This is a genomic window from Salegentibacter salegens (assembly GCF_900142975.1).
GTDB classification, from domain to species: domain Bacteria; phylum Bacteroidota; class Bacteroidia; order Flavobacteriales; family Flavobacteriaceae; genus Salegentibacter; species Salegentibacter salegens.
The window spans coordinates 1,070,817-1,083,675 of sequence record NZ_LT670848.1 but is presented as its reverse complement, the minus strand read 5'-3'; the positions used below and the strand labels follow the sequence as shown (position 1 = coordinate 1,083,675).

Annotated in this window: 11 protein-coding genes and 1 riboswitch; of the genes, 4 read left to right on the top strand and 7 right to left on the bottom strand. The window is 37.1% G+C overall.

The window, feature by feature from the left end; all coding sequences use genetic code 11:
* Nucleotides 1-23 precede the first annotated feature (23 nt).
* Nucleotides 24-767: a 3-deoxy-manno-octulosonate cytidylyltransferase gene (gene kdsB / locus B5488_RS04885; RefSeq protein WP_079734239.1), complete on the top strand. Its 744-nt coding sequence runs from the start codon at nt 24-26 to the stop codon at nt 765-767.
* Here kdsB and B5488_RS04880 read toward each other — a convergent pair.
* Genes B5488_RS04880 through B5488_RS04870 form a run of 3 tightly spaced genes read right to left on the bottom strand, consistent with a single transcriptional unit; the run spans nt 764 to nt 3,291 of the window.
* Complete coding sequence (locus B5488_RS04880; protein ID WP_079734238.1) at nt 764-2,068, bottom strand: cryptochrome/photolyase family protein; 1,305 nt, start codon at nt 2,066-2,068, stop codon at nt 764-766. The genes kdsB and B5488_RS04880 overlap by 4 nt on opposite strands.
* Nucleotides 2,069-2,764 carry an SDR family NAD(P)-dependent oxidoreductase gene (locus tag B5488_RS04875; protein WP_079734237.1) on the bottom strand — a complete coding sequence of 232 codons (696 nt, stop codon included), beginning with the start codon at nt 2,762-2,764 and terminating at the stop codon, nt 2,069-2,071.
* 17 nt (nt 2,765-2,781) lie between these two features.
* Entirely contained in the window at nt 2,782-3,291 is a 510-nt protein-coding gene (locus B5488_RS04870) for an SRPBCC family protein (protein ID WP_079734236.1), read from the bottom strand.
* 147 nt (nt 3,292-3,438) lie between these two features.
* Here B5488_RS04870 and B5488_RS04865 point away from each other — a divergent pair, with 147 nt between their 5' ends.
* On the top strand, nt 3,439-4,284 hold the full coding sequence (locus tag B5488_RS04865; RefSeq protein WP_079734235.1) for a DUF2911 domain-containing protein: 846 nt from the start codon (nt 3,439-3,441) through the stop codon (nt 4,282-4,284).
* 174 nt (nt 4,285-4,458) lie between these two features.
* Here B5488_RS04865 and B5488_RS04860 read toward each other — a convergent pair whose 3' ends face one another.
* On the bottom strand, nt 4,459-6,135 hold the full coding sequence (locus B5488_RS04860) for a ribonucleoside-diphosphate reductase subunit alpha (RefSeq protein WP_079734234.1): 1,677 nt from the start codon (nt 6,133-6,135) through the stop codon (nt 4,459-4,461).
* Between the two features lie 41 nt (nt 6,136-6,176).
* Nucleotides 6,177-7,151 (bottom strand): ribonucleotide-diphosphate reductase subunit beta, encoded by a 975-nt coding sequence (locus B5488_RS04855; protein ID WP_079734233.1) that lies wholly within the window; start codon nt 7,149-7,151, stop codon nt 6,177-6,179.
* Between the two features lie 117 nt (nt 7,152-7,268).
* A riboswitch (cobalamin riboswitch) is annotated at nt 7,269-7,403 on the bottom strand.
* A 181-nt stretch (nt 7,404-7,584) separates the two neighbouring features.
* Here B5488_RS04855 and B5488_RS04850 point away from each other — a divergent pair.
* Together B5488_RS04850 and acs are read left to right on the top strand one after the other, a co-directional pair.
* Complete coding sequence (locus B5488_RS04850) at nt 7,585-7,809, top strand: hypothetical protein (RefSeq protein ID WP_079734232.1); 225 nt, start codon at nt 7,585-7,587, stop codon at nt 7,807-7,809.
* 379 nt (nt 7,810-8,188) lie between these two features.
* Complete coding sequence (acs, locus tag B5488_RS04845; protein ID WP_079734231.1) at nt 8,189-10,096, top strand: acetate--CoA ligase; 1,908 nt, start codon at nt 8,189-8,191, stop codon at nt 10,094-10,096.
* A 164-nt stretch (nt 10,097-10,260) separates the two neighbouring features.
* Here acs and B5488_RS04840 read toward each other — a convergent pair whose 3' ends face one another.
* Both B5488_RS04840 and B5488_RS04835 read right to left on the bottom strand, forming a co-directional pair.
* Nucleotides 10,261-10,923: a 3'-5' exonuclease gene (locus B5488_RS04840; protein ID WP_079734230.1), complete on the bottom strand. Its 663-nt coding sequence runs from the start codon at nt 10,921-10,923 to the stop codon at nt 10,261-10,263.
* On the bottom strand, nt 10,923-12,851 hold the full coding sequence (locus B5488_RS04835) for a DUF294 nucleotidyltransferase-like domain-containing protein (protein WP_079734229.1): 1,929 nt from the start codon (nt 12,849-12,851) through the stop codon (nt 10,923-10,925). The genes B5488_RS04840 and B5488_RS04835 overlap by 1 nt, the downstream gene beginning before the upstream one ends.
* Nucleotides 12,852-12,859: the final 8 nt, after the last annotated feature.

The window sequence follows — 12,859 nt, the reverse complement described above, 5'->3', positions numbered from 1 at the left end:
AACCACTAAAACTATCATTTTTGATGAATAAACCGCTTAAAATAATCGCAATGATTCCCGCCCGTTATGAGGCGTCTCGTTTTCCGGGGAAACTTTTAGAAGATCTTAACGGCAAAACGGTAATTACCAGAACTTACGAAGCTGCCAAAAATACCGGGCTTTTTGAGGAAGTTTATGTGGTAACCGATAGCGATGAAATCTTTGCTGAAATTAATAAAAATGGCGGTAGGGCTATAAAAAGCAATAAAGAACACGAATGTGGCAGCGACCGTATTGCTGAAGCCGTGCAGGATATGGATGTAGATATCGTTGTAAATGTGCAGGGAGATGAACCATTTATAGATAAAGACAGTTTGGCAAAATTATTAGTTGTTTTTCGGGAAGATGATGCTTCGGCTATAGATCTGGCTTCTTTAAAAACCGCGCTAAGCGAAGGCGACGATATTACGAATACTAATAATGTTAAGGTAATCACGAATAAGAATAATTTCGCGATGTATTTTTCAAGATTTCCAATTCCTTACCCAAGAAATACTGATGCAAATGTCACCTATTTTAAACATATAGGTATTTATGCATTTAGAAAACAGGCGATTATAGATTTTTATAATTTACCGATGCTTTCTTTAGAATCTGCTGAAAAGATTGAAGCGATTCGTTTCCTGGAATACGGGAAAAACATCAAAATGGTAGAAACCAAAATGCAAACCATAGGAATTGACACTCCAGAAGATCTTGAAAAAGCCAGAAAAATTTGGAACAATTAACTTACCGCATCTTTATAAACTTTTAGAGCCCGTTCGCGGGCTTCTTTATGATCTACCATTTTTTCAGGATAATCATCGGTTTCAAATTCTTCCACCCATTTTTTGATGTATTTTTTATCCTTATCAAATTTATCAATTTGAGTGGTAGGATTAAAAATTCTGAAATAAGGAGCAGCATCAACGCCGCTTCCGGCTACCCATTGCCAGTTTCCAACATTAGAAGACATCTCGTAATCCAGTAGCTTTTCGGCAAAATAGGCTTCACCCCAGCGCCAATCTATGAGCAAATGCTTACAGAGAAAGCTCCCTACCAGCATTCTTACGCGATTATGCATAAATCCAGTTTTGTTTAATTGGCGCATTCCTGCATCGACCAGTGGATAACCTGTGTTTCCTGTTTTCCACTTTTCAAATTCCTCTTCGTTATTGCGCCATTCAATGCGGTCATATTTCTTTTTAAAAGATTCAGTTACAGTATCGGGGTTGTGATACAGCACTTGCATAAAGAACTCCCTCCAGATCAATTCATTGAAAAAGGTTTTATTTGTTTCGGCATTTGCTTTTTTTACCATTTTTCGAATGCTAACAGTACCAAACCTAAGATGGGTTCCTAATCTTGAAGTACCATCTTTCCCGGGAATATTTCGGGTATTTTCGTATTGCTGAATTAAAGTAGGCGTAACATCATAATCCGGCACTTTGATTTCTGAAGGTTTAAAACCAATATCACTTAAACTTAAATTTGGTAAGCGGGTATTTTGAACAAGATTGTCCAAATATTGGCTGGTATAATGAATTTTAAGATCTAGGGATTTAAAATGCTCTTTCCAAACTTTCATATATGGTGTATAAACCATATAAGGATCGCCATCTTTCTTAAGCACCTCATCTTTTTCAAAGATAACCTGGTCTTTAAAAGTGTGAAATTCAATACTATTTTCAGAAAGTAACTCGGCTATTTCCTTATCTCTTTGGATTGCGTAAGGTTCATAATCGTGGTTAGTGAATACTTCAGCGATTTGATATTCTTTAATTAACTGATAAAAAATCTCTTTTGGTTTCCCGTGATACATCCCGATAGAACTGCTAAAATCATCCTGCAGTTCTTTTCGCATTTCCTGAAGCTGCTCGTGTATAAATGTTATCCGGGCGTCGTTTTCAGGTAATTTATCCAGGATTTCAGTATCAAAAATAAAAATTGGTAAAACCGGTTTATCAGTTTTTAAAGCTTCGAGAAAACCTACATTATCGTCTAATCTTAAATCGCGTCTAAACCAGAAAATATTCACTTCGTTACTCATTTATGAAATATTTAAAGTTGAAAGTCCGCCGTCTACCCCAATAATCTGGCCGGTAATCCAGCTGTTTTCATCGCTTAATAAAAAGGTAGCTGCGTTTGCAATATCCTTCGCATTTCCAACCCTTTTAAGCGGATGTCTTTCACTCATCTTCTCTTTCTTGGAATCATTAGACAATAACTTTTCAGCTAGCGGAGTATCGGTTAAAGATGGAGCGATCACGTTTACACGAAGGCTGGGAGCATACTCTGCTGCGAGAGATTTTGCAAATCCTTCAATCGCACCTTTTGCCGCAGCAACGCTGGTATGAAAGGGCATTCCAACTTTAACGGCCACGGTGCTAAAAAATACCAAACTTGCATTTTCGGCTTCTTTTAATTTCGGCATTACTCCCTGAACTACTTTTACCAAACTTAAAAAATTAAGATTCATTTCTTCCTCAAAATCTTTATGTTTTAGGATTTTAAAAGGTTTCAGGTTGATGCTGCCGGGGCAATAAACCAGGCCGTGGATTTCTTCAGGCAACTCAAGGTCTTCAATATTATCTTTTAAAACATCGAATTCTAGATGTTTAATATCATCATTTAATTCGCCTTTGTTTCTTGAGGCCACAATTACATTACTTTCTATAACTAGTTGATTGGCAATTTCAAGTCCGATACCAGTAGAGCCGCCAATAAGTAAAATATTCTTTTTCATAATTTATTTTTTTTGGATTACGCTAAAATGTCCTGTTTGAGAGTTGAATTTTTGGTTTTACTTTCATCAAATTCGCCAAAAAGTTCTACGAGTTTTTTCTGCCTGTAATCGAATATCTCATTCAGTTTAGGAGCTACAAGAATAGGATGAACCATTTGTCCTAAAATTCCGAAGGGTAATTTATAATCTACAATATCTTCCATTTCTACACCGCCGGGTATTTTCTTTAAGAAGTGCTTGTGGTGCCAAAGTGCATAAGGTCCAAAACGTTGTTCATCTACAAAGTATTCTTTGTCTTTAACGTGGGTTATTTCGGTTACCCACTTGGTTTTTATTCCCGCTATAGGTGTCACTATATATTGAATAATTTGCCCCGGGTACATTGGGCGATCGGCTCCCGAGAGAATATTAAATCCCATATAATCTGGTGTAATTGTCTTTAAATTTCCTGGGCTTGACAGAAATTCCCAGGCTTCTTCAAGACTTATGGGAAGTTTTTGTACCGATTTCTTAGTATAGATTTTCATTCTAAATGTATTTGAATGTAAAATTAAACGTAGTTTTGTTTAAAATAAAATTATTATAGTTAAACAAAATATAAATGAAGTTGGTTCCTTTCTAAATTTGTAATCAATTTCTCGGTATATTTGATCAAACTAAAGACAAACTAAATAATGAAAAAACTACTTTTATTTTTATGCACAGCCGGGCTTATGAGTGCTACTCAAGCACAGGTACAGGCGCCACAACCTAGCCCATTTACTAAAGTTGAACAAAAAGTTGGACTTACCGATGTTACCCTCGAATATTCCCGTCCCGGAATGAGAGATCGCGAGATATTTGGGGAACTGGTGCCATTCGGCGATGTATGGCGTACCGGTGCTAACGAGAACACAAAAATTACTTTTAGCGACGATATCACTATTCAAGGTAATGAATTAAAGGCAGGAACTTATGCCATTTATACTATTCCACAGGAAGACGAATGGGAAGTGATGTTTTATTCTGATGCCTCTAACTGGGGAAATCCTGCGGAATGGAATGAAGAAAAAGTAGCCCTAAAAGCAACTGCTGAAGTGATGGAGCTTCCTTTTAAAATGGAAACTTTTACCATTATGATAGATGAGCTGAAGAATGATTCTGCCGCTCTTAATATTATTTGGGAAAATACAGTGGCAAGTTTAAGATTTGAAGTGCCTACCGAAGAAAAAGCAATGGCAAGTATAGACAAGGTAATGAACGGCCCAGGGGCAGGTGATTATTTTGCTGCTGCAAGCTATTATCACGATGCCAATAAAGATTTGGAACAGGCTTATGAATGGATAAATAAGTCTCTTGAAATGGGGGATCTAAATGCGTTCTGGATTTTAAGGAAAAAATCGCTTATCGCTGCCGATCTTGGAAAAAAAGAAGAAGCAATTGAAGCTGCCAAAAAGTCTTTAGCTGGAGCTGAAAAAGCCGGAAACCAGGATTACGTAAAAATGAACAAAGACTCTCTAAAAGAATGGGGAGCTATGTAAGTTGAATTTTAAGAATAAGAAAAGGCTGTTTGAAATATCTCAGATCGTCATCCTGAATTTATTTCAGGATCTAACATGTTAATTATTTACAACATGTTAGAAGCTGAAAACAAGTTCAGCTTGACGAAAAGATGAGTTCTCAAACAGCCTTTATCTTTATTTAAATTTTATAACCTAAGCTTCACAACTAGCACAATTCACCATATTGGCTATAAATTCTTTGGAAACACTTTGGCTTCTTTGGTAGTAAAGTGTTTTTACACCGAGTTGCCAGGCTTCTATCATCAGCTTATTAACTTCTCTGACCGGAAGATCTGAAGGAATATTCAAATTTAAACTTTGCGCCTGGTCTATATATTTTTGCCTAACCGAAGCCTGCTGAATAATCTCTAACTGACTTATTTCTTTAAAGGTTTTGAAAATCATTCGCTCTTCATCACTCAATTCTTTTAAATGCTGTACGCTTCCGTGATTCAGCATAATGCTGCGCCAGGTTTCTTCGGTATCCAGTCCTTTTTCCTGAAGTAGTTGCTTTAAATATTTATTCTTGCGCATAAAATTTCCTTTAGCTAAACCTGCCTTGTAGTAATTGCTGCTAAAAGGTTCAATTCCCGGTGATGCCTGGCCTAAAATTGCAGAAGAAGATGTGGTAGGTGCCACGGCCATTAGGGTGGTATTTCTTAATCCGTAGCCTTTTAAAACCTCGGGTTCGCCATAAATATTAGCTAATTCTTTACTCGCTTTTGTAGCTTTCTCATTAATTTCTTTAAAAATGGAATTCGTTAAGCCTTTTGCTTTTAAGCCTTCAAAAGGAATTCTGTTCTTCTGAAGATAAGAATGCCAACCCATAACACCAAGACCGAGTGCCCTATGTCTTTTTGCAAATTTATTGGCAGGAGTGAGGTAATAATTATCTTCGGTTTTTGCGATAAATTCCTGCAAAACAGCGTCTAAAAAGTAGATAGCCAGTTTTACGGCTTCAGTATCTTTCCATTCATCATAAAGCTCCAAATTCATTGAAGAAAGACAGCAAATAAAAGACTCTTCTTCGGTAGAAGGCAGTGCGATTTCTGAACACAAATTGCTGGAATTTATAACATAGTTTTTATCCTTATAAACCTGCGGTTTAAATCGGTTAATATTGTCTTTAAAGAAAATGTAGGGCAAGCCTTTTTGCTGCCTGCTTTCTAAAACTTTAGCCCAGATTTCCCGTTTATCACGATCGCCATCTATCATTTCTTGCATCCAGTAATCGGGCACACAAACGCCGTAAAATAAATTCTGAATTGGATTTCCAATATTTTTTATCTCCAGAAATTCCTTAATATCGGGATGGTCTATATCCAGGTAAGCTGCAAAAGCTCCCCGGCGCACACCACCTTGAGAAATAGTATCCATAGCGGTATCAAAAAGCTTCATAAAACTGGTTGCTCCGCTACTTTTTCCGTTATCGGTTACCGCGCTACCACGGCCCCTTAGTTCTCCAAAATATCCGGAAGTACCACCACCAATCTTGGTTTGCATAATTACCTCGCCCAGTTTGTGGGTAATACCTTCAATATTATCGGGTACATATACATTAAAACAGGAGATTGGCAATCCGCGTTCGGTGCCCATATTGGCCCAAATAGGTGAACTTAAACTCATCCATCCACGCTCTATCATTTCTATAAAAGCTTCAGCCAGTTCGGGTTTGTAGAGCCTTTTTGCAGCTGCATTTGCAACGCGCTCAATAGCAGATTTTGTGGTTTCTCCTTTTAGTAAATAGCCGCGGTTAAGTATTTGCTGGCTTTCTTCATTGAGCCACCATAGGCGTTCTTGTTGGGTTTCTTTAATTATTGTTTCGGGCATTTTGCTGGATTTTAAGTTGAATTATTTCTTCGGAAATCTTATTAAAAAAGATCATCGGCTGTGATGCTCTTATCGTGTTTGGTATAATCTACCGGGCGCTTGGCAAAAAAGTCGTCTAAACTATTGGCGAAAACTTCTTCCTCAAACCATAACATGGCTTTATAATCATATTCTGAAACGAAATATATTTTTTCCAAACCAATTTTTTGAAGGCTGTCGTCTACGCGATATTTCATGAAATTCAGCAGGTCTTCTTTTTTGCACTGTTCTAGAGCACCATCAGCAAAGATCCAATCCAGGATTTCAGACTCCACTTCCATAGAGTGGGCAATGATTTCCCTAATTTGAGTTTTGGTTTCCTCGTTGAAAAATTCAGGAAATTCATTTTTAATCTGGTTAACGATATAAATCCCGGCATTGGCGTGAATTTGTTCATCTACCGAAGTCCAGGCAATTATATTGCTCACATTTTTCATTACGCCTTTAAATCGGCTAAAAGAAAGAATAATGGCAAACTGACTAAAAAGGGATACGTTTTCAATTAAGATCGAAAATAAAATAAGGGAAAACACGTATTTTTTTTCATCTGAAGATTTTGTATTTGCTAAAGCTTCAGAAAGATATGCTACCCTTTTTTTGATAACAGGAGTTTCAATTAATTTCTCGAACTCGTTGTTATAGCCTAAAACTTCAAGCAAGCGGGAATAAGCTTCCGAATGCCTGAACTCACATTCAGCAAAGGTACTCCCGAGTCCGTTAAATTCTGGTTTTGGAAGGTGTTGATACAAATCGCCCCAAAAGGATTTAACGGCTACTTCAATCTGTGCAATGGCAAGTAGGCTCTTTTTAATCACCTGTTTTTCATTTTCACTAAGATGGGAATGAAAATCCTGTACATCGGCGGTAAAGTCTACTTCAGAATGTACCCAGAAAGATCGGTTTATTGCTTCGGTAAACTGAAGGATTTCGGGATATTCGAAAGGTTTGTAGTTTACCCGTTTTTGAAAAATACTCATATCACTTTTGTTTTAGTTTTTAAATCAAAAGCATAAAAGCAAATAGGTGTCTATGGAGAAGAGAAGAGCGGGAAGGCCGCAAAAATATTATCCTGGACATTTACTTTTTATGCGAAAGCAAAAGTCAGCCCGGTTGGGAAGGTGATCTGGCTTGTAGATAACTCTACTTTACAGTTGCGCAACAGCTCATGATTCTCACATGATTCCCCTTGTTTATTACAAAATGTAATACCCGCCGGTATGATTTTACAAGAGTAAAGTTAAAGGGAATAATCGGCGGTTTTATGAAAACAGCTCTGAGTTATAAACATAGTTTTTCACAAGTTAAAGTTTCGGTAATAAAAAGACATCTTTGTGAATACTTTGGTTGCGGGCATAGTCTTTGCAAAATGAAGATTGCAGTATTTGCTAATCAATCGAAACAATTGTAAAAATGAGACTTATAAATTTACAGCGCACCGATGATGCATATGTTGCGAAAGCCGAAATTACATTAAAGGCTTTTGGAGTCGCTTTGGGGCAGAGATCAAAAATTTATATTAGGAGAGAATCTGAAAATGCATGGAGGGAGAAGAAAACCAATAAAAAAGTCTCCCAAAAAGAAAACGCTCATTTAAATAAATGGCTAAGCGACCATCAAAAATTTGTGGAGCATTAATCTTTTACTCGATAATTGAGATTTAATGCTCCTCCCGAGATATCGGGATGCCTGGAAATTAAAAATATTATTTTCTATGAATGCCTCGTGAGCTTGCTGCGAGGTAGTTTACTTCTTTTTAAAATGGGCTTATCTTAAAAAAGACCATTTTTTATACCTGTTTATTTTGAAATTAAAATTCAAAGAAGCTCTTTACTGAGTTTGTTTCGAATTTTTATCCCAAAATTTCTATTCTATTAAACTTCTCGCAAAACTTGAAAAAGCCCAATATTAACGAGATTTGGGTATTTGGTTTCCGAAGGTTTTTATAAATTGCAGGAAAGATATTTTATATTTTTCAATATTAACCCCCTTAACCATCAACATATTTATTTAAGTTATGAGTAATTATCATATTAAGAATTTAGAGGAATATTTTCAAGTTTATAGAAAATCGGTTAGAGAGCCGGAAAATTTTTGGGAAGAGGTAGCCGAAGAACATTTTTCGTGGCGAAAAAAATGGGATAATGTATTAAGCTGGGATTTTAAGAAACCTGAAGTAAAATGGTTTGAAAATGCTAAACTTAATATAACCGAAAATTGTATAGATCGGTATCTTTTTAATCGGTCAGACAAAACCGCAATTATCTGGGAGCCTAACGATCCTGAAGAAGAAGCGCAGCATATTTCCTATGGAGAACTTCATAAGAAGGTAAACAAGTTTGCGAATGTGTTAAAGAATCAGGGAATTAAAAAAGGCGACCGGGTTTGTATTTACTTACCCATGATTCCAGAACTTGCTGTTGCGATGCTGGCCTGTGCCAGGATTGGAGCAATACACTCTGTAGTTTTTGCAGGTTTTTCTTCAAAAGCACTCGCTACGAGAACTAATGATGCCGATTGTAAGATGCTTATTACCTCTGATGGTTCTTACCGTGGAAATAAAACCATAGACCTTAAAGGAATTGTAGATAAAGCCCTGGAAGAATGCCCTGGTGTAGAAAAGGTTTTGGTAGCCAAACGCCTTGACTCTGATATTGAAATGAAAGAAGGACGTGATGAATGGTTGCAACCGCTATTAGATGAAGCTTCAGATGAATGTGAAGCTGAAACTATGGATGCAGAAGATCCTCTTTTTATTCTGTATACTTCAGGTTCCACCGGGAAACCAAAAGGAATGTTGCACACCACGGCCGGATATATGGTTTACACAGCCTATACTTTTAAAAATGTTTTTCAGTATAAAGAAGGTGATGTGTATTGGTGTACAGCTGATATTGGCTGGATAACCGGCCACTCTTATATTTTATACGGCCCACTGGCAAACGGCGCAACTACAGTAATGTTTGAAGGCGTTCCTTCTTATCCTGATGCCGGAAGATTTTGGGATGTAGTGGAAAAACATAAGGTAAATCAGTTTTATACCGCGCCAACGGCAATTAGATCTTTGGCCAAAAGGAATATAGAATTTGTAGAAAGCCACGATCTTTCTTCTTTAAAGGTTCTGGGAACTGTTGGTGAACCTATTAATGAGGAAGCCTGGCACTGGTATAATGATAATGTAGGAAAAAATAAAAGCCCGATTGTAGATACCTGGTGGCAAACGGAAACCGGCGGAATTATGATTACCCCAATTCCTTATGTAACTCCGGTAAAACCAACCTATGCAACCTTGCCGTTTCCGGGAGTTCAACCTGCTTTAATGGATGAAAACGGGAATGAATTAAAAGGAAATCAGGTAGATGGCCGTTTATGTATTAAATACCCTTGGCCCGGTATGGCCCGAACGGTTTGGAGAGACCACGAACGTTATAAGACTACCTATTTTTCTACGTTTGAAAATATGTATTTTACCGGCGATGGTGCTTTAAGGGATGAAGTTGGTTATTACCGAATTACCGGTAGGGTAGACGATGTTATTATAGTTTCAGGCCATAATTTAGGTACGGCGCCAATTGAGGATGCTATAGATGAACACCCAGCAGTAGCTGAATCTGCAGTAGTTGGATTCCCGCACGATGTAAAAGGAAATGCACTTTATGCCTTTGTTACTTTAAAAGAAGTCGGGGAGTCAAGAAATCAGGATAATCTTAGAAAGGAAATTCATCAACAAATTGCAGACAAGGTTGGGCCAATTGCTAAACCTGAGAAAATTCAATTTGTTAGCGGACTTCCAAAAACGCGAAGCGGAAAAATTATGCGTAGAATTTTACGTAAAATAGCTTCAAACCAAACCGAAGATCTTGGAGATACGTCAACTTTACTAAACCCAGAAGTTGTAGATGAAATTATGAAAGATGTTTTATAAGTTTAAATACAGTTTTTAAAAATAATATACTTTCTAAACACCAAACCTCACAGGTTTTCAAAACCTGTGAGGTTTTTTAATCGATAATTAAATGCTCTGAGGCTTGCCTCGAAATTAAGAACATTTGCATTTAATGAATGATGGGCTTGTCCCGAAGTGGTTTACTAATACCTAAACATTTTTTTTAAATTCAGTTTTCTATCGGTATTCAGCTTGCCAAGTATGGTAAGGAAAGCAATGGCGGTAATAAAAGCATCGCCTGCGGCGGTATGCCTATCTTTGATATCAATATTGTATGTTTCGGCGATTTCGTCTAGGGAATAACTTTTCTCCCTATTAATAAGATTAGAAATTATCCTGGTTCCCCGGTATAAATTCACCGTATCCAAAACTTTATTTTTTAGTTTTGGCAATCCCATTCTGGATAAAGCTTCATTGATCATGCCAATATCAAAACCAGCGTGATGCGCTACTAATACAGAATTCCCTATATATTTTAAAAATGCTTTTACCGCTTCTTCTTCCAAGAGGGTTTCAATGCGTTCATTCTGAATTATTCCGTGAATTTTTACGGTTTTAGGATTAAATGTTTTTTGGGAAATATATTCTTCAAATCCGTCGGCAATATTTATAGATTTATTTTTGATAGCTACGGCACCAATAGAAAGCATTCTGTCTTTTTTGATATCAAAGCCTGTAGTTTCTGTATCTAAAACCACAAATCTGTTGCCCGCAATCTCTTTTGGGAATTTTTCCTGAAATTTTGCTTCATAATCATTCCAGAAGTCAGGAAGATTATCAGGTTTCTTTTTGAATAAATTCAGCATTAAATATATGGGGTTACTTCAAAACGATATTTTATTAATTCCTGCACCTGTCTTATACTTTTAAAACAGCGTTTCAGTTTTATTTTTTCTTCTTTGCTCAAATTCTCCAAATCTATAAACCGCCCGCTATTTCTGTTTTCCAAACCGTGTTGGGTTCTAAATTTCAGTAAAACCTTAGAAGCATAGGCGCAAGCCAGGAAAAGTTCTTTGTTATTTGGTTCAAGTTGCGCCAGTTTTTCAAAGCGCTCGGCAGTATTACTGATATTCTTTACCTGGTGGTATAAAATAAGTAAACGGCCCGCATCGGTAAGTGGCGTAATTCCTCGTTTTTTAATGTCGAAGAAATCTTTATTCTCACCATCTTCCTCTAATAAAAACTGCCTGAAGAAACCAAGCGGTGACGGATTCCTTAAGGTTGTTGCCCCCATTACCGCATAGAATTTGCGATTGTCTTTGGTAAGGCTAAAAATATGATCGGCCAGCGCATTAGATAAATTTACATTTCCGTAAGAAATATCAAAATCGAAGAAAATAGAACAAAGTAAAATCTCGTCGTTTCCCGGGTCTATAATCCAGTTGGTAAACTGGTCTTTCCATTCACTTAAACTCAGGCAGTATTTAGGGTTTTTCGCCATCATTTCAGCGGGGCAAAATTCGTAACCAATAATATTCAGGCGTTTATTTACTTTTCTGGCTAATTCCAGGAAATACGCCCGGGTTTCTTCCAACTTTTCTTCGGGAACATCTTCAAAAATTAACGCATTGTCCTGGTCGGTTTGTAAAAGCTGCTCTTTACGGCCCTGGCTTCCAAGAGAAATCCACGTAAAATCGCAGGGTGGGGGAGTAGCCAGCTTTTTAATACAACGTTCAATTATTCTTTTGATGGTGGCATCATTTAATTCAAATATTATTTTAGAGATATGGTTTAGCGGAATATTAGCAGCAAGAAATCCACGCAACAATAAAGTGATTTTATGTCGAATTTTCTTTAATTCGTTCGTGCTACTGCTTCGCTGAATCGCTTTCATTAAAACCGAAGGATTATGCCCTTCTGAAACCATAATATCGTGTTCTGAAAGTATTCCCACTACTTTTGTATTCGGCGTGCCATCTTCGGTAATGCAAATATGATTAATATGGTGTTTCATCATTGTGAGTTGGGCCTGGGCGATAGTGAGGCCCTGCGGATAACAAATTACGGGGGAGGCCATAATTTTAGAAACTTCGGTTTCAATTCCAAAAGCACCTGTAGCCACCATATCTCTAAAGTCCTCATCGGTTACAATGCCTTTCGGAATATTTTCTTTCACCACTAATACCGAACCTACTTTCTTCTTACTCATTAATTGTGCTGCCGCTTTAATGGTGGTTTCCGGCGATGTCATAACCACCTTCCTGGTAACCGGTGCGGGCTGAAGTTCAAAAAGATTATTGTTGGGTTTATATTGATTTTCTACAGGTTCTTTTTCTGAAATTAATTTTCCTTTATGAGCTTCAGCATAAGGATTACGAGTGTTTGATGCAAAACTTTGCATTAGGAAATTCCCTACTTCTTTATTTTCTTCTGAAAGAGGTTTGAATTTTTTTATGGGAATTGCGTAAAGAATTGTTTCTTCTTCGGCAATGGCATTGATGAGGTAGTTTTCTTTTGCAAATAAAGGCCTGAGGCCAAAAATATCGCCTTCGTCACACTTATCGATAGTTTGCCGCTTCCCATCATTATCGCGTTCTAAAGAAATCGCTCCTTTATTCACTACATAGAAGCGTTTATGGCCAACATCACCTTCAGCAAAAAGTAATTTCCCTTTTTCAAGGTATTTTACCTTCACCTGAGTTGATATCATTAATAAATCTTCCTTTTTTAAAAGATTAAAAGGCGGATAGTTTTTAAGGAAATCGGCTATTCGGGAAGCAATCGTGTTCTTCATACCGCTAA

Bases quoted from the DNA above. Each gene is read 5' to 3' on its own strand.
- kdsB (WP_079734239.1), top strand. From the start codon at position 24: ATGAATAAACCGCTTAAAATAATCGCAATGATTCCCGCCCGTTATGAG.
- B5488_RS04880 (WP_079734238.1), bottom strand. From the start codon at position 2,068: ATGAGTAACGAAGTGAATATTTTCTGGTTTAGACGCGATTTAAGATTA.
- B5488_RS04875 (WP_079734237.1), bottom strand. From the start codon at position 2,764: ATGAAAAAGAATATTTTACTTATTGGCGGCTCTACTGGTATCGGACTT.
- B5488_RS04870 (WP_079734236.1), bottom strand. From the start codon at position 3,291: ATGAAAATCTATACTAAGAAATCGGTACAAAAACTTCCCATAAGTCTT.
- B5488_RS04865 (WP_079734235.1), top strand. From the start codon at position 3,439: ATGAAAAAACTACTTTTATTTTTATGCACAGCCGGGCTTATGAGTGCT.
- B5488_RS04860 (WP_079734234.1), bottom strand. From the start codon at position 6,135: ATGCCCGAAACAATAATTAAAGAAACCCAACAAGAACGCCTATGGTGG.
- B5488_RS04855 (WP_079734233.1), bottom strand. From the start codon at position 7,151: ATGAGTATTTTTCAAAAACGGGTAAACTACAAACCTTTCGAATATCCC.
- B5488_RS04850 (WP_079734232.1), top strand. From the start codon at position 7,585: ATGAGACTTATAAATTTACAGCGCACCGATGATGCATATGTTGCGAAA.
- acs (WP_079734231.1), top strand. From the start codon at position 8,189: ATGAGTAATTATCATATTAAGAATTTAGAGGAATATTTTCAAGTTTAT.
- B5488_RS04840 (WP_079734230.1), bottom strand. From the start codon at position 10,923: ATGCTGAATTTATTCAAAAAGAAACCTGATAATCTTCCTGACTTCTGG.
- B5488_RS04835 (WP_079734229.1), bottom strand. From the start codon at position 12,851: ATGAAGAACACGATTGCTTCCCGAATAGCCGATTTCCTTAAAAACTAT.